The 18,564-nt window shown below is 61.2% G+C and carries 17 protein-coding genes and 1 tRNA gene; 8 read left to right on the forward strand and 10 right to left on the reverse strand.

The window, feature by feature from the left end; translation table 11 throughout:
- Window positions 1-120: 120 nt before the first annotated feature.
- The 10 genes from MLE18_RS00870 to MLE18_RS00915 all read right to left on the reverse strand — a co-directional run bounded on the left by MLE18_RS00870 (window position 121) and on the right by MLE18_RS00915 (window position 9,329).
- Window positions 121-1,740, reverse strand: coding sequence for a hypothetical protein (locus tag MLE18_RS00870; protein WP_243366451.1), 1,620 nt, complete (start codon window positions 1,738-1,740; stop codon window positions 121-123).
- Window positions 1,727-2,104: a hypothetical protein gene (locus MLE18_RS00875; protein ID WP_243366453.1), complete on the reverse strand. Its 378-nt coding sequence runs from the start codon at window positions 2,102-2,104 to the stop codon at window positions 1,727-1,729. Before MLE18_RS00875 ends, MLE18_RS00870 begins: the two co-directional genes overlap by 14 nt.
- Before the next feature lie 208 nt (window positions 2,105-2,312).
- Window positions 2,313-3,623, reverse strand: a complete 1,311-nt coding sequence (locus tag MLE18_RS00880) for a hypothetical protein (RefSeq protein ID WP_243366455.1) — start codon at window positions 3,621-3,623, stop codon at window positions 2,313-2,315.
- A 53-nt stretch (window positions 3,624-3,676) separates the two neighbouring features.
- Window positions 3,677-4,417 (reverse strand): hypothetical protein, encoded by a 741-nt coding sequence (locus tag MLE18_RS00885; protein ID WP_243366457.1) that lies wholly within the window; start codon window positions 4,415-4,417, stop codon window positions 3,677-3,679.
- A 47-nt stretch (window positions 4,418-4,464) separates the two neighbouring features.
- Entirely contained in the window at window positions 4,465-5,967 is a 1,503-nt protein-coding gene (locus MLE18_RS00890; protein ID WP_243366459.1) for a DNA primase family protein, read from the reverse strand.
- Window positions 5,968-6,030: 63 nt separating this feature from the next.
- Window positions 6,031-6,732, reverse strand: a complete 702-nt coding sequence (locus MLE18_RS00895; protein WP_243366461.1) for a DUF5131 family protein — start codon at window positions 6,730-6,732, stop codon at window positions 6,031-6,033.
- A 246-nt stretch (window positions 6,733-6,978) separates the two neighbouring features.
- On the reverse strand, window positions 6,979-7,905 hold the full coding sequence (locus tag MLE18_RS00900; protein WP_243366463.1) for a winged helix-turn-helix domain-containing protein: 927 nt from the start codon (window positions 7,903-7,905) through the stop codon (window positions 6,979-6,981).
- Window positions 7,906-7,983: 78 nt separating this feature from the next.
- On the reverse strand, window positions 7,984-8,223 hold the full coding sequence (locus tag MLE18_RS00905; protein WP_243366465.1) for a hypothetical protein: 240 nt from the start codon (window positions 8,221-8,223) through the stop codon (window positions 7,984-7,986).
- Between the two features lie 534 nt (window positions 8,224-8,757).
- A tRNA-Arg gene (locus tag MLE18_RS00910) sits at window positions 8,758-8,833 on the reverse strand.
- A 61-nt stretch (window positions 8,834-8,894) separates the two neighbouring features.
- The gene (locus MLE18_RS00915) at window positions 8,895-9,329 is read right to left on the reverse strand and encodes a pyridoxamine 5'-phosphate oxidase family protein (RefSeq protein ID WP_243366467.1); all 435 of its coding nucleotides are present in this window, start codon (window positions 9,327-9,329) and stop codon (window positions 8,895-8,897) included.
- Between the two features lie 44 nt (window positions 9,330-9,373).
- Here MLE18_RS00915 and MLE18_RS00920 point away from each other — a divergent pair, with 44 nt between their 5' ends.
- The 8 genes from MLE18_RS00920 to dxs all read left to right on the forward strand — a co-directional run bounded on the left by MLE18_RS00920 (window position 9,374) and on the right by dxs (window position 18,477).
- Complete coding sequence (locus MLE18_RS00920; protein WP_243366468.1) at window positions 9,374-10,033, forward strand: phosphoadenosine phosphosulfate reductase family protein; 660 nt, start codon at window positions 9,374-9,376, stop codon at window positions 10,031-10,033.
- 71 nt (window positions 10,034-10,104) lie between these two features.
- Window positions 10,105-11,208, forward strand: a complete 1,104-nt coding sequence (ispG, locus tag MLE18_RS00925; RefSeq protein ID WP_243366469.1) for a flavodoxin-dependent (E)-4-hydroxy-3-methylbut-2-enyl-diphosphate synthase — start codon at window positions 10,105-10,107, stop codon at window positions 11,206-11,208.
- Window positions 11,199-12,923 (forward strand): proline--tRNA ligase, encoded by a 1,725-nt coding sequence (locus MLE18_RS00930; protein WP_243366471.1) that lies wholly within the window; start codon window positions 11,199-11,201, stop codon window positions 12,921-12,923. The genes ispG and MLE18_RS00930 overlap by 10 nt, the downstream gene beginning before the upstream one ends.
- 126 nt (window positions 12,924-13,049) lie before the next feature.
- The gene (gene xseA, locus MLE18_RS00935) at window positions 13,050-14,447 is read left to right on the forward strand and encodes an exodeoxyribonuclease VII large subunit (RefSeq protein WP_243366473.1); all 1,398 of its coding nucleotides are present in this window, start codon (window positions 13,050-13,052) and stop codon (window positions 14,445-14,447) included.
- Window positions 14,444-15,379, forward strand: coding sequence for a M23 family metallopeptidase (locus MLE18_RS17850; protein ID WP_272881419.1), 936 nt, complete (start codon window positions 14,444-14,446; stop codon window positions 15,377-15,379). The genes xseA and MLE18_RS17850 overlap by 4 nt, the downstream gene beginning before the upstream one ends.
- Window positions 15,376-15,606 carry an exodeoxyribonuclease VII small subunit gene (gene xseB / locus MLE18_RS00945; RefSeq protein ID WP_243366475.1) on the forward strand — a complete coding sequence of 77 codons (231 nt, stop codon included), beginning with the start codon at window positions 15,376-15,378 and terminating at the stop codon, window positions 15,604-15,606. The genes MLE18_RS17850 and xseB overlap by 4 nt, the downstream gene beginning before the upstream one ends.
- Window position 15,607: 1 nt before the next feature.
- A complete protein-coding gene (locus MLE18_RS00950; RefSeq protein ID WP_243366477.1) occupies window positions 15,608-16,498 on the forward strand; it encodes a polyprenyl synthetase family protein in 891 nt (296 codons plus the stop codon).
- Between the two features lie 74 nt (window positions 16,499-16,572).
- A complete protein-coding gene (dxs, locus tag MLE18_RS00955) occupies window positions 16,573-18,477 on the forward strand; it encodes a 1-deoxy-D-xylulose-5-phosphate synthase (RefSeq protein WP_243366478.1) in 1,905 nt (634 codons plus the stop codon).
- Window positions 18,478-18,564: the final 87 nt, after the last annotated feature.

Here is an 18,564-nt window from a genome sequence, read left to right on the forward strand (position 1 = left end):
ACAACGTGTTATCGGCGACAGATTGACAGGATAAAAGTGACGGGGTGACCCCAAGTGTCACCCCGCCGTATTAGACTCGAACCTATCTTCATCTTTCGTATTCACTCAACACTTTTGTAATCATACAAACAAGTTTTCTTTAGACAGCTCACAGTCTCTGTGAGTAGTCAAACTATCTTGAGACAGTGACGCATAATGTTTGTCAGATTCTGTGATAACAACGGAACTCTGAGCACATTTTGTTATTCTACAACGAGAACCTTCGTTTGAACGTTTCAGCTTTTCAATTGTTATTCCAGCGACAGACATGTGACTGGCAATACGTTTAAGATTCTTTCCTAGTGTGACAGCTGATATCTTCTGACTCGGATTGACAATGTATCTGTTCAAAGCATTTGCCAGTGAATCTGTCGTTCCTTCAAAGTCTCCGTTCTCGTCTACCATCGATACGATAGCCATTGAGATCGGATCGTTAATGATCAGTTCACGCTGTTTTTCATCCTCTACGTTTCTGAGCAATTCACGGACAAAGTCGTTTTCTGAATAACCAAGAACGCTGGCTACGCAAGCTCCAAACCTTGCGAAATCAGCGAGTCGTGGCTTCATGTACATGTTCAAGTAAGGTTCCCACAGTTTTGCCCTTGCGATTGTGTTCAGCATACCGGCGAAGATGTTCGGCTTGTCTTCCTCGAACTCCTCCCACATGTCCTGATCCGAGCGTCTGTCAGTTTGCGGTATCTTATCAAGTTCGATGTGGACGCAGCGATCGAGGAAGTCCGGCATGAGGCTTGGGAGTTCAAGCGCTGTCATGAGGACACCTCGTCTGTAGGAGAGGTGATGGAGGTCGCCATTCGTATACAGGCTTCTGTTCTCGAATCCCGCGCCAGTTACGGCAGTGCAGAGCATGTCGGACATCTCGCGACTGATCTTCGGTTGGTTGTCGAAGAACGGGATGGCGTTCTGGCTGAAGACCAGGGCTAGGTCCTTGGCATTTTTCATAGTGCTGTTCATCGATGGTTCACGTGGGTCCAGCAACGAACGTATTATCTTGGCGTTAGTCGTTTTTGCGCTGCCTGGAGGACCAACGAAACAAAGGATGGGGCGGATGATGTCTGTCCTGACGAGCGAACAGATTGTTGCCAGTGTCAGCATCTCTTGAGTCTTGTTCTTGAAGCGTAAGTACTTGAGAATCAGTTTGAAATCGCCATCGTCACTGTCAGCAGGACGACAAAGCTCTTTCTGTTGACCGGTGCGCTTAAACTTTACGCCTGGATTCGTTGTGATTGCCCAGCCATTGTTCCATATAAAGACTGATTCGTTTCTGCTATTGTTCAAGTCAATGTAGTTTTCGGTGTTCTTTTCGCCGAATCTAAGACAAAGTGTTTCGGTGCTTTCAGATGTTTTTACGCTATAGTGGAATAAGTCCGCTACGTTTTTGATCTCAGTTATTTGCGGAAATTTGCCGTGTTTCAGGACAAAGTCGTTCTTTAGGTTGTTAAGGAAGTCTTCACTTTGAACCTCAATTATCGTCGACTTGCCGTGTGGATCAATTACCTCAGCATATGGTTTTCCGTTTTCGTCTTTAATATATTTGTATGCGGCGCATATTCTGTTTAGTAGCTCGTGATTTCCTTTTTGTGTCTTATCTTTTGTTGTTTTTGCTGTTGTGCTTTGAGTTTTTTCTTTGCCATCACATTTATCTTCGGGAGCATTCTTTAATAGCTCATCAAGATTTAGCATTACTTTCTTTCTCTTCTTTTTTGTGTTTTGCAAAACAATGTTTGTGCATAGTCACCCAATGAATCTTTGTATTTGGGTCTTCCATGTCAAGCGGCTCTCCACATCTTTCGCAAAGTGGTTCGCCGAGATCATTTCTTGGTCTTTTGTCCACGATTGGTCTTTGTTCGCGTTTCGGAAGCTCCTGTTTTATCCAACATGCTTGGTGCATTGTTTTCCAAGACTCTTCTTCTGACAGTTCTAGTGGGAGTCCACAGACGACACAAATCTTTACAATCTGTTTATTGTTGTCAATTTTGTTTACGTAATTGTCGCCCATGTTTACGAACAAATCCAGTGCGCAGGTTGCATTGTTGTCTTTTCCCATCTTAAATCCTTGCTTGTTATAATGTTTGAATTGTTATGCCTTGACCGTTTTACAGGGGCCTCCTTTTTTCATTTTCAATAGGACTATTTTTTTATGAAAATGGAAACACAATTTTGGGGAGATTGAAATCACTGCCTGATGCGAGAGAGTGTTGGATAACGTGGAGATAATCGCAGGGGCGACTAGGTGATCGCCCCTGCGAGCTAAGCTACTCCAGGTTGAACGGGAACCTGAGGTTTAGAATCGACCTTCTGACCAGTTGGTCCAACTTTGCAGGGCAAACACCGTTTTGCTTCCAAAGGTGCATCTCGAAGGTCATATCCAGATTTTTACTCAAAGCCTCGACCATGCTGTCCTTGAAGACTTCGGGGTGAGCCCCCTTCCAGGTTTTGAGCAACTGCGACGTCCACATGGTGAAACTGACGCGACTGTCTTCGTTGATGAGCATGTCGACCAGTCCAGCGTTGTCGATCACCTCCTCGAAAAAGGCGTCGAGGCATTTGTGGCTGAAGATGCTCAATGGGGTGAAGATGTTCGTATTCTGGACCGGCTCTCCTTTGGCCCTGTCCCGCAGGGCCTCATCGAGCGCCTCCTGAAGTTCCTGGGTATGGTAGATGGCCTCCAGAGTCGCCCTGGGGACATCGGCGGCCTTGGAGTAGACCTGAAGGCCTCCAGGCTCCTTGGAGAAGAATTGAAGGTCTTTCTTGACGCGTGCGGCCTGTACAGGGTGGACTGAGTCGTAGCTCATGGCCACGGATTCGCCTTCGACCAGGTAGCGTCTAAACAGCTTTTCCAGCAGCGCGATTTGGAATCTGTCGCACGGGGAGTGGATGCCCAGGAAATGGAGGCGGAACTCTCCACCCAGACCTCCGGCCTTCCACTCGTGCAAGCACTTGAAGGCCATCTGGATGAAAGGGCTGTACGTGATCCCCGTCGCCCCGCGAAGCCCGACCATGCCGCCAAGTGCGTGGTTTCGGGTCATCTGCCCCAATCCCAATTCCGTGAACAAGCGGCACCAGATTTCATACTGAGCCAGGATTTTGAACTGCCAAACGAAATAGTACTTTTCCCGGATAGCTGGGTAAGCCTCCATGCTCACTTTCGCATCCATCAGGCTTTGCCGGTTCAACTCATAGATGAGAGCCTTGTTGTTCAACTCATCGTGTTTCAGGCTCAAGGGGATATCCAGCGAGAAGATGTACTCGTAGACGTCACGTTCGTCAGCCAGGTACTCGCCATAGCACTCGATGAACCTGGGGATGTCGGTCGGATGCACGTCGCCCTTGATGATCGAGTAGCCACCTGAATCGGTAAATAGGCTTCCTCTAACGGGGAGCACGCACTTGGTCTTGTAGTCCCGGATGTTTTCCAGGACCCTGTCAAGCGTATGGAGCCCGAAATATTCCTGCCGGAGACCCTCGATGAGGGAATACAGGCAGCTTCCCGTTTGCCGCATGATGGCTTGGTCGTAAGCTAGACTTGTTTTGTAGCTCTTGGTGGCTACGTGGAGATATTTCACGGAGAACTCCTATAATCGAAAGGGCGGGCCTCTTGGACCCGCCCCTGTGAGCGTTAAAGGACGACGGCCTTCTCCCGAACGAGCAGGTGCATTTTGTGGCCGAGCCTACCCTTGAGTTCCACGAACCACTCCTCGCCGAGCTTGCCCGCGTGCAACGTGAAGGAGGTTGGGTTGCTCTTGAGCGCCACGAGGCACTGCCTGACCATGAGAAGGAGGTCAGCATTGCCTTGCCTGGCCACTCCTCCCACCGCTGGCCTCAGGCGCAGGGGAGTTCCCACTCCGGAGCAGATGTGGTCGATTTGCCCTTCACAGAGCCCAAGGACGATGTCCGAGGCGTTTCCGATGTGCTTGGTGATCAAGGAGGGTTTAAGGCCCGTGATGGGCTCGCCTTTGACATCCAGATACTGGGTGTGGGGATGGCTTATGACCGCATGACACTTCTGGCCAACCGGGAGTTCCAGGTGGCCGTTGTCAGCATAATATGATTCGTCGCTTTCTCTATAATGGATGCGGACCTTCGTGCCTCCGACGAGGCGGTCCAGTTCTTTGAATGCCTTCTCATTTCGATATATGGTCATCGGGACCGTGCTAAAATTGAGCCCGGTCATATCGGCTATGGCTATGCCGCCTCTAAACGAGGTCGATACTATTTTATCCTCGATCTTGATCACGGGGCCGGAAATGGCGGCCATGCATTTGAGCGTCCGAACCAGGCCCTGGAAAACATGGGCAGGCACGGTCGTCTCGTTGATGGGGGGCACGCTCTCGGTGCGTGCTTGCAGGTCCTCGGACATCCTGTTCTCCTATTGGTCCGGCCAGATGCCGGTGTGATGGGTTGTCACTATTGCACCGGGCCTGTTGACGGATCCTGTTGCGACGAAGTCGACGGAGAAACGGACGTTGGCTGGGAGGTTAGTTCAAGGCATGTTATTCCTTGCCAGAAACGGATGCCGTCTGATTTTTGCTCCTTGAAGCCCTGCTGGCGGATCAGGATACCGAACTTTTTCATCGAGACAGGTTCGATGCAGGCCCTGCTGGCCCACTTCTGGTATTCGGAGAAGAGCAGGCCTTTGGGGACGCGTTTGGACTTGTCCCGCTCGCATTCGTCCTCGATAAAGCTGCCTATGGTGTCCATGACGGAACGGAAGTCGCGGGAAGCGTCACGGACGCATGCAGGTTCAGTAAGCTTCCCATTGGCGTGCCAGTGTTTGAAACCTCGGACAGCCCAGGCGAGAATTCCGGCTTTCTCCTGTTTCAACTCTTCGGCCAAGCCTTTGTTGACCTCGTCCTCGCTCACGGAAAGGTCGAAGGGAATGATCCTGATGCGCCGGTAGATGCCGTCGTCCGCACCACTGACCTCCGGGAGGGTATTGACCGCCAGGAAGAACTTCGCCTGGGGGACGAACTCGAAGTATTCACGACCAATAAAGCGGGCAGTCATTTTGTCGCCGCCGGTCAAGCGTTTTACCAGGGCCTCATCCAGGTGCTTCCCGGTATTGATCTCCACCGCCGAAACGAACCTAGCTCCACGCAAACGTGCAATGTCGTTGCGGATGGCCCTTGATTCGGATTTCATAAGGGTATGAGCCGGAGTGGTCTTGCCGTAGTCGCCCATGACCTCCAGGATGACGTCCACGAGCGTGGACTTGCCGTTCTTCCCCTTGCCGGTGAACACGATCATCTGCTGTTCTTGGACGGAGCCGGATAGGGCGTAGCCAAGATTTTCCTGGATGTAGTTGGCGAGGTCTTTCTGGCCGCACGTCACTTGGTCGATGAACTTTTCCCAGCCCGGACACGTGGCCTCGGGATCATACTTCACGCGGACATACTGGGTGATCAGGTCTTCAGGGGTGCTTGGACGGCGGATGCCGGTCACCAAGTCGAGGGTGCCGTTTTGTACGCCCAGCAGGTACGGATTGTTGTCGAGCTCATCTTGGGAGACACTGATCTTCGGGTCCACCTTGGCCAATTCCAGCATGGCGTCGATGCGGGACTTGCTCTGGGACTTCGCAAGCCACTTCTTGGCGTCCTTCTTGCCGACGTCCTCTCCGTAAATGGTAACGAGGTTGCCGGGGTAGTTCGACTCCGCGCGTCTCTCCTCCAGCAGTCGGCGTACTCGGCCCATCAGCTCGCCTTTTGATGCGCTCCACTTGCCTTTGGTCCAGACAATCCATCGGTCGAGTTCCGGGACGTAGTGGACCTCGTCCTTGAACATCTCGGCGAAAAGGTCTGCGTTGCCCAGGTCGGTGAGCGGATGGGTCACCTTGTCAGGAACGCAAGCCTTCTGAATAACTTCAGATGCTGCGGGCGAGCTTGCAGCGATGTCATTCGTTTCTTTGCTCATGGCTTCCTCCGTTGAGCAGGGTTGTGAGGGCGGCCACGCCGACCGCCCTCGGTTGATGACCGTTTAGCCGGGGAACTGGTGCCAGACGTCACCGTCAAACATGTTGCTGTGGAACGGGGTGTTCTTGGAGCCCCACTGTTTGAAGAAGAAAGGGATACCCGAGACCCTGGCTGCCTCTTTGATGGGCATGACCCACTCGGCAAGCATGGGGCGAGCGCCTACGGCCTTCTCTCCACCAACGATGACCCAATCCAGACCACGGACGTCCAAGGACGGTACCGGGGCGATGAGCGGCTCCACGGACACGAATTTCACCTGAGCGCCGGTCTGCTTGAGCAACTCAACGCGATCTGCGTAGGCGTCTTCTTCGACCGTGACGCCCATCCAGATGTTCGGGTGCCAAGTGAGCTTGTTGTTGATACTTATGAGCCTTTGCGCTCGCTTCGTGAGCACCTGGAAAGTAAGGTGCGGATAGCGGCCAATTGCCGCGAAAACGTCCAGAATATACTGATCCGGCACCTGGGCATGGAACAGGTCGCTCATGGAGTTGACGAAAACGCGTTTTGGCACCTTCCACTTGCTGGGCATGTTGAGCAGGCCGGGATGGCAGGTCACGTTGAAACCGTTGGCGTATTTCGAGATGCCAGCCCCGTGGAGGCGTGCGGCGTAGCCCTTGGCGTAGCAGCGAGCACAACCGGTGCTGATCGGGGTGCATCCGGTGACAGGGTTCCAGACCTCGTCGGTCCAGTCGATTTTCGAAGCCATATTGTACCTCGGCAGTTGTTGGTTCGTTGGTGCTCCCCCCAGCCAAGCCTTCGGCGTAGAGAGGAGCGACGTTGGAAAGAGCGGACATGAAATTTCCTGGAAGACTCGCAAAACGTGTCCCGTGCGTCCCGTTCTGGGCATAACGCACTGAAAACGCTCGACAACACCTTGGAGGCATCCGACCATGTCCATCCCTCTGGAGTAGGGGGCGGCCTATTGGCCTGCCCCCCATGTTACAGTCCTCGGCTAGGCAGTCGCGTAGTGAGCGCGCCTAACCTGTGTGACCTTGCCGTTAGCGATGAGACGTTTGACGATAGCGTTTGCCGCCGGGTTGGAGATGCTGAAACGCTCGCAGATCGCGGACATCTTCACCTCGGCTCCGCCTTCGGCTTTGAGGTACTCCAGTACCTTGAGGTCAGTGACCACCTCCGGAGTAGCGCGAAGCCTGGCACCGCCTTCCAATTGGAGGTAAACTTCCAGGTTGTGGCGACCCTCTTGTTCGATGGTGACGGTATGGACGTTGCGATCCGGCATCTGTGCAATCGTAATGAGACCGCCACCTGCGGGGCGCGGTGCAAGCGAGTTCACGAGGAAGACGGTGACGTCGTGTTCCACGGCAGCTTCGTTCAGCTTGTCCATCAACACGGCGTTTTTCTCGGCTGCCAGTTCACCGTTGGCGTCGTCTTCGAGGACCAGCACGTAAAGGTCCGGTTCGGCCAGCATGTCCTTGGTGATATCGGACAGGACCGTCTCGTCGAAGGTGGGCCAGTCATGAACGTGGAAGTTACCGCCCTTGATCTTTTTGTCCTGGCGGCGGATTGCGGCCTCGACGTGAGGCCTTACCGGGGTTTTGGCGATGTAGCGGGCCGTCTTGTTCAACGTGCCGTGCTTACGCGCGACGATGGCTTCCAAACCGCTTACGGCTTTACAGGCCTGGATGACGACCTGGCGGCATGCGACCAAGTCGCCTTCCATCTTGATGAGACCGGCCTTGAAGAACTCGCGGTACTTCTGTTCCGAGGTAAGCGGAACGTCCTTGGCGATGTCGGCAGCGTTCCTGCCGGTGTTGAGGATTGCCTCCATCAGAGAGGGGGCAGCTTTAATTTGCTCCGTGGTGGAGGGAGTGGGAGGCGTGGCCGCAACACTGCTGTAAAGCTTATCTTGACCGTTCATTTGAAACTCTCCTGTTCTTGAAGCCCGGCTTAAGGACTTGGGTCAGGGTCACCGGGATCAGTTTCGACCCGATGACCATTACAGTTCCCAGGAGGGCTGAGCGGCGATCGTGGTAGAGCGCGCCTCAAGCCACTCAAGGAGAACCGGAGTTGGGTAGGCCACGCGACGACCCAGCTTGATCCGAGTTCTCGGACCAAGGCCAAGGGAGTCGAGGTTGGCCAGCGTCTTGGGAGAGAGCGCACCGCCGGTCAGCTTGCCGACCTGGTTGCGGGCGATGACGAGGGGAAGCCCCCCGTTGCCGAGTTCGAAAAGGGCCATGATGCCCTCCATGCAGCTGGAGCTAGCTGCGGTTCGAAATCGGACGCATGTGCGGCCGCTGGGAAATGATGTCGCTAGGGGAGATCAAGAAGGGATTGCGGTACCCGTTGCCGGGCCGACTCTCTGCGCGGGCATGTGCCGTGCGCCTATGGGGATGTCTTCAGGGGAATTGCGGCCTTGTTTGAGACCGACTCTTTGCGCGGGCATGTGCCGTGCGCTTATGGGAGGGATTCATTGACGCGACTGAGATGCCTCATCGCGAAAAAATCATTTAGGCGCGTTCTCGCCTCCTGGCAAGATTTTTTTTCAGATCCTCACATTTTTTCAAAGGCCACTGGGTGGGCACCACGCCATGCTCTTAAGGAGTAGGGCGTTGTGGTCCGAACCACCAGGAGGCTGAACACCGCACATGCAAGACGGCGACTTTTCCTGCTTTGGCCCTCAAGCACACGGCTAAGGTTGGATAACGGTTGGACAACTTGAGGGTTGAACAAGAAAAAGGGACCTAGGCTGTTACCTAAGTCCCTGATTTCTTGGTGCGCCCGGCAGGATTTGAACCTGCGGCCTACGGATTCGTAGTCCGGCGCTCTATCCGCTGAGCTACGGGCGCGTCGTCGAGAAAGGCGTTCTAAAGAAACACCCTCCTCCCGTCAAGTACAAATCCGAATTTTTTAAAAGTTCATGAAAACCGAATGCTCCGGATCCTGGAGAAACACGCACCAGCGAGGCTTGAGCCTGATTATCCGTATGTCTTCCAGGGAGAGCAGGCCCTCCAGATGCGGGTGCCGGGCGAGCAGGGCGCCCACGATTTCATCCTGCTCGGCCTGTCCGGCCACGTTCACCTGGTCGCCGCCGATCGTCAGCGCCTTGGTGGGGCCTCCGGCGCTTTCGCCCCGGTCATCGAGGAGCAGGGCCATTCTGGGGTTGGCCAGCAGATTGGCCCATTTCCTTGTTCTGGCGGAAGTGGCCATATGAATGTATTCCAGATTCGCCTGCACCGTGTAGGCCATCAGCGAGGCGTGCGGGACGTCCTGAAAGCTGGTGGCCAGCACTCCGTGGCTGTTTTCCAGGATCATGGCGTATATCTCGTCGGGTATCGGGGGCATGTGCTTCTCCTAGGGCGGCGGGCCATAAACACAGTACCAGTCCCATGAAAAGCCTACAAGAAAAGCTTGAACACACCTTGGATCTGCTGCGCTCCATCCGGGACGCCCATCTCCCCGGCGAGACCGCCCTGGCCTGGACCGGCGGCAAGGACTCCACGGCCCTGCTGGCCCTCTGGAGGGAGGCCGCGCCGGAGCACAACCTTGCCATCAACATCGACACGGGCTGCAAGTTCCCAGAGGTGTTGGCCTTCCGCGATCGCATGGCCCGCGAGTGGGACGTGCGGCTGCACATTGCCAAACCCCTGCCCGAGGATTGCCCGGCCCAGATCGCGGCGGACAAGATCGCCTGCTGCCGCGCCATGAAGGTCGCCCCGCTGCGCCGCGCCCTGAGCGAGTTGGGCGTGCGGGCGCTGCTCACCGGGGTGCGCGCCGACGAGAACCCTGAGCGAGCCCACATGCGGGAACGGGAGGAGCGCGAGGGCTACGTGCAGTTCAATCCTCTGCTGGACTGGACCGAGATGGATGTCTGGGCCTTCACCGTGGCGCGCGGACTGCCTTATTGCGAGCTGTACGACCGGGGCTACCGCTCGCTCGGCTGCGTGCCCTGCACCCTGCCATCCGGGGCCGGGCAGGGGGAGCGGGGCGGACGCGACAGCGAGAAGGAGGCCCGCATGGCCGAGCTGCACGCCCTGGGATATTTCTGATTCCCCAGGAATATTTCCGCCTGTCGCGGCGATTGGCTTTGCCTGCGAAATCGGCTACGCTTCCCGCCTCCATGAACGCAGAGACACCATCCCCCATTGTGCGCCGCAAGACGCGCGCCATCCGCCTGGGCGACATGCTCATCGGCGGGGGCAACCCCATCCGCGTCCAGTCCATGACCAACACGGACACCCGCGACGTCCAGGCCAGCATCGCCCAGGTTTTGGCCCTGGCCGAGGCCGGGTGCGAGATCGTACGCCTGGCCGTGTTGGACGAGGACGCCGCCCGCGCGCTCAAAGAGATCAAGGCCGCCTCGCCCGTGCCGCTCATCGCCGACATCCACTTTGACCACCGCCTGGCCCTGGCATCGCTGGAGGCGGGCGTGGACGGCCTGCGCATCAACCCCGGCAACATCGGCGGGCAGGACAAGGTGGCCGCCGTGGTGCACGCCGCCAAGGCTGTGGGAGCGCCCATCCGCATCGGCGTCAATTCCGGCTCCGTGGAGCGCCACCTGCTGGAGAAGTTCGGCGGCCCCACGCCCGAGGCCATGGTGGAGAGCGCCCTGGGCCACGTGCGCATGCTGGAGGACGAGAACTTCGACCAGATCAAGATTTCGCTGAAATCCTCATCCGTGCCCGCCACCATCGCGGCCTATACGCGGCTGGCGGACGTGGTGGACTACCCCCTGCACATCGGCATCACCGAGGCCGGAACCCCCCTGCGCGGGGCCACCAAGTCCGGTGTGGGCCTGGGCATCCTGCTCTGGATGGGCATCGGGGACACGCTGCGCGTCTCGCTCACGGGCGACCCCTTGCCGGAGATGGACGTGGCCTGGGAGCTGCTGCGCTGCCTGGGTATCCGCAGGCGCGGCGCGGAGATGGTCTCCTGCCCGACCTGCGGGCGCACCGAGATCGACCTGGCCGGGCTGGCCCAGGCCGTGGAGCAGAAGCTGCGCGGCGTGCAGGTGCCCGTGAAGGTCGCAGTGATGGGCTGCGTGGTCAACGGCCCCGGAGAGGCCCGCGAGGCCGACATCGGGCTGGCTGGCGGCCGCGACTGCGCCGTGATCTTCCGCAAGGGCGAGGTGGTGCGCAAGGTGCGCGGGGAGGCCAACGTGCTGACCGAATTCATGAATGAACTTGACCAGATAATCCAGGAGTTTGAAAACAGATGCGCCTGAGCCGCTACTACGCCCCCACCCTGAAGGAAGACCCCGCCGACGCCGAAGTCGTCAGCCACAAACTGATGCTGCGCGCCGGCATGATCCGCAAGCTGACCTCGGGCATCTACACGTTCCTGCCCCTGGGGCTGCGCTCCCTGAACAAGGCCGCGCGCATCGTTCGAGAGGAGATGGACCGCGCCGGGGCCCTGGAGATCCTCATGCCCGGCGTCCAGCCCGCCGACCTCTGGCAGGAGACGGGCCGCTGGGAGGTCTACGGCAAGGAGCTGCTGCGCTTCAAGGACCGCCACGACCGCGACTACTGCCTCGGACCCACGCACGAGGAAGTGGTCACGGACTTGATCCGCCACGAGGTGCGCTCCTACCGCCAACTGCCCCTGAACCTCTACCAGGTGCAGTTCAAGTTCCGCGACGAGATCAGGCCCCGCTTCGGGCTCATGCGCGGCCGCGAGTTCCTGATGAAGGACGCATACTCCTTCGACCGCGACGAGGAGGGCGCCAACGCCAGCTACAAGGCCATGTACGAGGCCTATTGCCGCATCTTCACCCGCCTGGGCCTCCAGTTCCGCGCCGTCGAGGCGGACACCGGCTCCATCGGCGGCAACTACTCCCATGAGTTCATGGTCCTGGCCGACACCGGCGAGGACACAATCGCCGCCTGCATGGCCTGCGAGTACGGCGCCAACCTGGAGAAGGCCGAGGCCGTCTCCCCCGAGTGCGCCAAGCCCGCCGTGTGCGCCGCATACGAGCAGGTGCCCACCCCGGGCGCTCATACCGTGGAGGAGGTCGCCAAGTTCCTTGGCGTGGAGCCCGCCCAGGTGGTCAAGACCCTGCTCTTCGACGTGGACGGACAGCCCGTGGCGGCCCTGGTGCGCGGGGACCGCGAACTCAACGACGTGAAGCTCAAGAACGCCCTGAACGCCACCAACGTGGCTCTGGCCACGCCGGAGCAGGTCCAGGCCTGGACCAAGACCCCCGTGGGCTTCGCCGGGCCGGTGGGCCTTGGCGTGAAGACCGTGCTGGCCGACCGCGAGCTGGCCTGGGGCACCGACTGGGTGGTGGGCGCCAACGCCGCCGACGCGCACCTCAAGCACGTTGACCTGGACCGCGACGCCACCCTGACCCGCTACGCGGACCTGCGCTCCGTCACCGAGGGGGATCCCTGCCCCAAGTGCGGCAAGCCCCTCTCCCTGACCAAGGGCATCGAGGTGGGCCACGTCTTCAAGCTGGGCTACAAGTATTCCGAGGCCATGAAGGCCACCTTCCTGGACGAGCAGGGCAAGGACCGCATCATCTTCATGGGCTGCTACGGCATCGGCGTCTCCCGCGTGGTGGCCGCCTGCATCGAGCAGAATCATGACGGCGGCGGCATCGCCTTCCCGCCCGCCCTGGCCCCCTTCGAGGTGGCGGTGCTCTGCCTGGACACCAAGGGCGACCCCCTGGCCAAGGCCGAGGAGCTGTACGCCTGGCTGAACGCCCAGGGCATCGAGGCCGTGCTGGACGACCGCGACGAGCGCCCTGGCGTCAAGTTCAAGGACGCGGACCTCATCGGCTACCCCATGCAAATCGTCATCGGCGGCAAGGGCCTTGGCCGTGGCGTGGTCGAAGTCAAGGACCGGCGCACCGGCGAGAAGTCCGAGCTGCCCGTGGAGGGCTTCCAGGAGGCCTTCGCGGCCTGGCGCGCCAAAGTCGCCGAGGGCTGGGCCGGGCGCTAACGTCCCAATTTTGAAAAACAAGTACTTGTTTTTCAAAATTTAATTCTATGGTTTTCCCGTGCAGTGCGCTGGAACCATGCGGACGAATATCGCGGACGCTACACTAGAGGAAGTACCGGCAGCCTGATGCAGCACATCTTCCGCGTCGCAGAGATCACCCGCGCCCTCAAGGACGTGGTTGAAGGGCAGTTCCCCTTCGTGTGGGTCAAGGGCCAGGTGTCCAACCTGGCCCGGCCCGCCTCGGGGCACGTCTACTTCTCGCTCAAGGACGAGGAAGCCCTGCTGAACGTTGTCTGGTTCAAGGGCAGCCAGCGCGGCGTGGCCCTGGGCGAGGCGGAACGCTACGACCCGCTGACCGGCGAGGTTATCGAAGGCGACGGAGGGTCGGGCTGGCTGGCCGACGGCATGGAGGTGCTCTGCGCCGGGCGGCTCACCGTGTACGCCCCGCGCGGGGCCTACCAGTTGGTGGCCGAATACGTGCAGGACATGGGCCTGGGCAAGCTGGCCCTGGAGTTCGAGGCCCTCAAGCGCAAGCTGCATGAGGCCGGGTATTTCGCGCAGGAGCGCAAGCGCCCCCTGCCGCCGAATCCCGTGCGTGTGGCCGTGGTCACCGCGGCTACTGGCGCGGCCATACAGGACTTTCTGCGCGTGGGCGCTGCCCGGGGCACCGGATGCGAGATCCGCATCCACCCCGTGCTGGTGCAGGGCGAGGCCGCGCCGGGCCAGATCGCGACCGCGCTGGACGCCGCCTGGGCCGACGGCTGGGCCCAGGTGACGGTGCTCATCCGGGGCGGCGGCTCCCTGGAGGACCTCTGGGCCTTCAACACCGAGCCCGTGGCCCATGCGGTGTTCCGAAGCCAAATTCCCGTGCTCTGCGGGGTGGGGCACGAGGTGGACGTGACCATCGCGGACCTGGTGGCCGATGTGCGCGCCGCCACCCCCAGCCACGCGGCCCAGCTGCTCTGGCCGGAGCGGGCCGTGCTGGCCCAGCGCGCCGACGAGCTTGAGACCGCGCTCACCCGTGCCTTTGGCCGACGCCTGCAGGCGGCGGGGGACAGGCTGCTCACGCTGGAGAAGGCCCTGGCCTGGCTCTCGCCGCGCGGCCGGGTGGAGCGCATGGGCGAGAAGCTGGACGATCTTTCCATGCGCCTGCTGCGTGCGGGCGCTGGCCTGCCCCTGCGCAGGGCCGAAGCCCTGGACGGGCTTGAACGCAGGCTTTGGGCCTTCGGCGCACCCAGGCTCTCGGGTCTGGAGGACAGGCTGCAGGCCCTGCGCCAGCGGCTGGCCTCGGTGGGACAGAGAAGTCTTGAACGTGCGGACTCGCGCCTTTCCCTGCTTGAGGCCCGGCTGCGCGGTCTGGACCCCGCGCTGCCATTGGAGCGGGGATATTCCCTGGTTCGCATGGCGGACGGCAGCTTCCTGCGCAGCACGGCGGATGCGCGCCCCGGCGACGCCCTGGACATCCAGGTGCGCGACGGCAGCGTGGCCGCGCAGGTCACCGGCGTGAACAGGCGGGAGCCATGACCCGGTCGGCTCGGCTGTTCCTGTCCCTGGCCCCGGCGCTGCTCCTGCTGTTGCTCCTGGCCTCCGCACCTTACGCTGGCGCGGTTCTGGCGGCTACGCACACCAAAGGTGGCTTGAGCGTCACGGCCCCGGACGATATGGCCGAAGGCCAGCCCTTCCTGGTGGATATCCGCGCGGATGGTGCGGCCAAAACCGCCGCCGTGGAGTGGTTGGGCAAAAGGGCTGAGATTTCGCTTGTGCGCGAGGGCGGGGCGTCCCGGGCGCAGGTCCTGCTGGGGGCCGGGCTCGGTCAGGTCCCGGGGGAGCACATGCTGGCGGTCTCGTCCGATGGGGGCCGCGACCAGGTTACGTGCACTGTGCGCGTCACGCCGGGAGTGTTTCCCGAGCAGCGCCTGAACCTTCCTCCGAAGATGGTCACGCCCTCCAAGGAGGACCAGGCCCGCATCAAGCGCGAGCAGGAGCTGGTGGCCCAGGCCGTGGCCGTGGCCTCGCCGCTGCGCCTCTGGAACCTGCCCCTGTTGCGGCCCGTGCCCGGGGAGGTGACCAGCGCCTTCGGCCTGCGCCGCATCCTCAACGGGCAGCCCCGCAGTTCCCACTCCGGGCTGGACCTGGACGGATTCAAGGGCGAGCCCGTGCTGGCTGCCGGGCAGGGCAGGGTGGCCCTCGTGGGCGACTTCTACTACAACGGGAAGTCCGCCTTTCTGGATCACGGCAACGGGGTGTTCTCCATGTACTTCCACTTGAGCGCCATCGGCGTGACCGAAGGGCAGCGTGTGGAGCGCGGGCAGGAGATCGGCCGGGTGGGCTCCACCGGGCGCTCCACGGGGCCGCATCTGCATTTCGGCTTGAAGATTCTGGGCCAGAACGTTGACCCCACCTCACTTTTCGAGGCTGGCGTCCCGTTGGCCGGCGGCTCCAAGGGGGGCTCATGAGCGTCGACAAAAACAGTTTCGAGAATAATATCGAGCGGCTGCAACGGATCGTGGAACAGCTCGAATCCGGCGAGCCCGCCCTGGAAAAGGGCGTGGACCTCTACAAGGAAGGCATGGCCCTGGCGGCCGCCTGCCGCAAACAGCTGGACAAGGCCCGGCTGACGGTCAACAAGGTGACCCCCGAGGGCATTGTGCCGTTCACGCCCGCGGACGGCGAGGAGAACTGATGTGAATACGGTCAAGGACAGGCTCAAGGACTACGCTCGCGAGGTGGAGGGCTACCTGCGCTCCTCGCTCAAGGGAAAGGGCATACCCGCCGGATTGCTGGAGGCCATGGAGTACAGCCTGCTCGCGGGCGGCAAGCGCCTGCGCCCGGTGCTGTGCCTGTGCTTCGCGCGCATGATGGGCGCCCCCGCCCATGCGGCGTTGCCCTTCGCGGCCTCCTTCGAGTTCATCCACACCTATTCGCTCATCCACGACGACCTCCCGGCCATGGACGACGACGACCTGCGCCGGGGCCGCCCCTCCAACCACAAGGTGTTCGGGGAGGCCATGGCCATCCTGGCGGGCGACGCCCTGCTCACCGAGGCCTTCACCCTCATGACCGCCAGCTGCGGCGACATCCCGGCCGACCGGGTCATGCAGGCCACAGCCACCCTGGCCCGCGCCGCGGGCGCTGCGGGGATGGTCGGCGGCCAGGCCCTGGACATGGCCTACACCGCCAAGGCCGGGGTCAGCCTTGAGGAGCTGCGCGAGATGCAGGCCCTGAAGACCGGCGCGCTCATCACCGCCGCCTGCGTCTGCGGAGCGCAACTGGCCGGAGCCGATTCGCACGGCGTGGAGCGGGCCCGGGCCTACGGGCAGTCCGTTGGGGCGGCCTTCCAGATCGTGGACGACGTGCTCGACGTGGTCGGCGACGAGAGCACCCTGGGCAAGCCCATTGGCTCGGACGAACAGCAGGGCAAGACCACCTATCCCGCGTTGATCGGCGTGGAGCGCAGCATGGATCTGGCCCGCAGGCACTCGGCGCACGCCGTGGAGAGCCTGGCCATGTTCAGCGGCGGTGAGGCCGATTTCCTGAAGGATCTGGCGCGCTATATAGTGGACCGGGTCTCCTGAGCGGGAGCCGGGCCGGATGGCCGAGTCAGGCGGCAGGCATCGATGCCGCCGCATGTAGGGAGAAGAGAGGTATAATGTCGCAGTTCTTAGAGCGCCCGCTGGAAGTGTTGCCGCGCATCAACGCCCCGTCCGACGTGGCGGCCCTCACACAGGAGGAGCTCACCCTGCTCGCGGAGGACCTGCGCGAGGTCATCATCTCCACCGTGTCGCACAACGGCGGCCACCTGGCCCCGTCGCTTGGCGTGGTGGAGTTGACCCTGGCCATGCTCAGCGTCTTCGACCCCGCCAGCGACAAGTTCGTCTGGGACGTGGGCCACCAGGCCTACGCCTACAAGCTGCTTACCGGCCGCAAGGACGCCTTCCACACCCTGCGCACCCTGGGCGGGGTCAGCGGCTTCCCGCGCATGGCCGAGAGCCCCTTCGACCACTTCGGCACCGGCCACTCCAGCACCTCCATCTCCGCCGCTTCGGGCCTGGCCATGGCTCGCGACCTGCTGGGCCAGAAGCACAAGGTGCTGGCCGTGATCGGCGACGGCTCCATGACCGCCGGGCTGGCCTACGAGGGCCTGAACCAGGCGGGCGGAGACGACCGCGACCTGGTGGTGGTGCTCAACGACAACAAGATGTCCATCTCCAAGAACGTGGGCGCGCTCTCGCTGTTCCTGTCGCGCAAGCTCTCCAACCGTTGGATCGTGCGCGCCAAGAGGGAGTTCGAGTCCGTGGCCAGGCACCTGCCGTACGGCCAGGAGATGGTGGAGATCGTCAAGCGCGGCGAGGAGTCCTTCAAGGGGTTCTTCACCCCGGGCATGCTCTTCGAGGCCTTCCATTTCAACTACCTCGGCCCCATCGACGGGCACGACCTGCCCAAGCTCACCGCCATCTTCAAGGAGGTGCGCGAGATGAGCGGCCCGGTGCTGGTGCACGTGCTCACCCAGAAGGGGCGCGGCTACAGCCCCGCCGAGCGCAACCCCACCTATTACCACGGCGTGGGCTCCTTCGAGCCGGAGACGGGCGAGATCATCAAGCTCAGCGCCTCCAAGCTGCCGAGCTACACCGACGTTTTCGGCCACACCCTGTGCAGCCTTGCGGAGAAGGACCAGCGCATCGTGGCCATCACCGCCGCCATGCCCGAGGGCACGGGCCTTTCCCGCTTCGCCCAGCTCTATCCCGAGCGCTTCGTGGACGTGGGCATCTGCGAGCAGCACGCCGTGACCTTCGCGGCGGGGCTGGCCACCCAGGGGCTCAAGCCCGTGGTGGCCATCTACTCCACGTTCCTGCAACGCTCCTACGACCAGATCGTGCACGACGTCTGCCTGCAGAACCTCCCCGTGACCCTCTGCCTGGACCGCGGCGGGCTCGTGGGCGAGGACGGTGCCACCCACCACGGCGTGTTCGACCTCTCCTACCTGCGCCACATCCCCAACCTGGTGCTCATGGCCCCCAAGGACGAAGCCGAGCTGCAGCGCATGTTGGCCACCGCCATGAAGCACGAGGGGCCCGTGGCCATCCGCTACCTGCGCGGCGTCGGCGTGGGCAGCGCCCGCGAAGGCGAACCCGCCGTGCTGCCCATTGGCGAGGGAGAGCTGCTCCGCGACGGCAAGGACGCCGTGATCGTGGCCATCGGCAGCCGGGTGCTCCCCGCCCTGCAGGCCGCCATCGAGCTGGAGGCCGAGGAGGGCCTGAGCGTGGCCGTGTACAACGCGCGCTTCGTCAAGCCGCTGCCCGCGGACGACCTCATCGCCCTGGCCGGACGTTTCAAGACCATGCTCACAGTCGAGGAGAGCGCCCTCCAGGGCGGATTCGGCTCCTCCGTGCTGGAGTGCCTGGCCGACGCCGGGTCTCTTTCCGGGCTGAAGGTGAAACGCCTGGGCATCCCGGACCATTTCGTGGAGCACGGCCCCCAGAAGATTCTGCGCGAGATGCTGGGCATCGCCAAGGGCGGCATCAAGGCCGCCACGCTGGAGCTTGCCCGGAGCTGAGCATCCCTATGCGCGCGACAAGCGATAGGGCCGTTTCCGCGACTGCGGAAACGGCCCTTGTTCATTGGCGCGACCCTGGGTTGGAAG

Origin of the sequence: Fundidesulfovibrio soli (assembly GCF_022808695.1) — a bacterium.
Taxonomy (GTDB): Bacteria; Desulfobacterota; Desulfovibrionia; order Desulfovibrionales; family Desulfovibrionaceae; genus Fundidesulfovibrio; species Fundidesulfovibrio soli.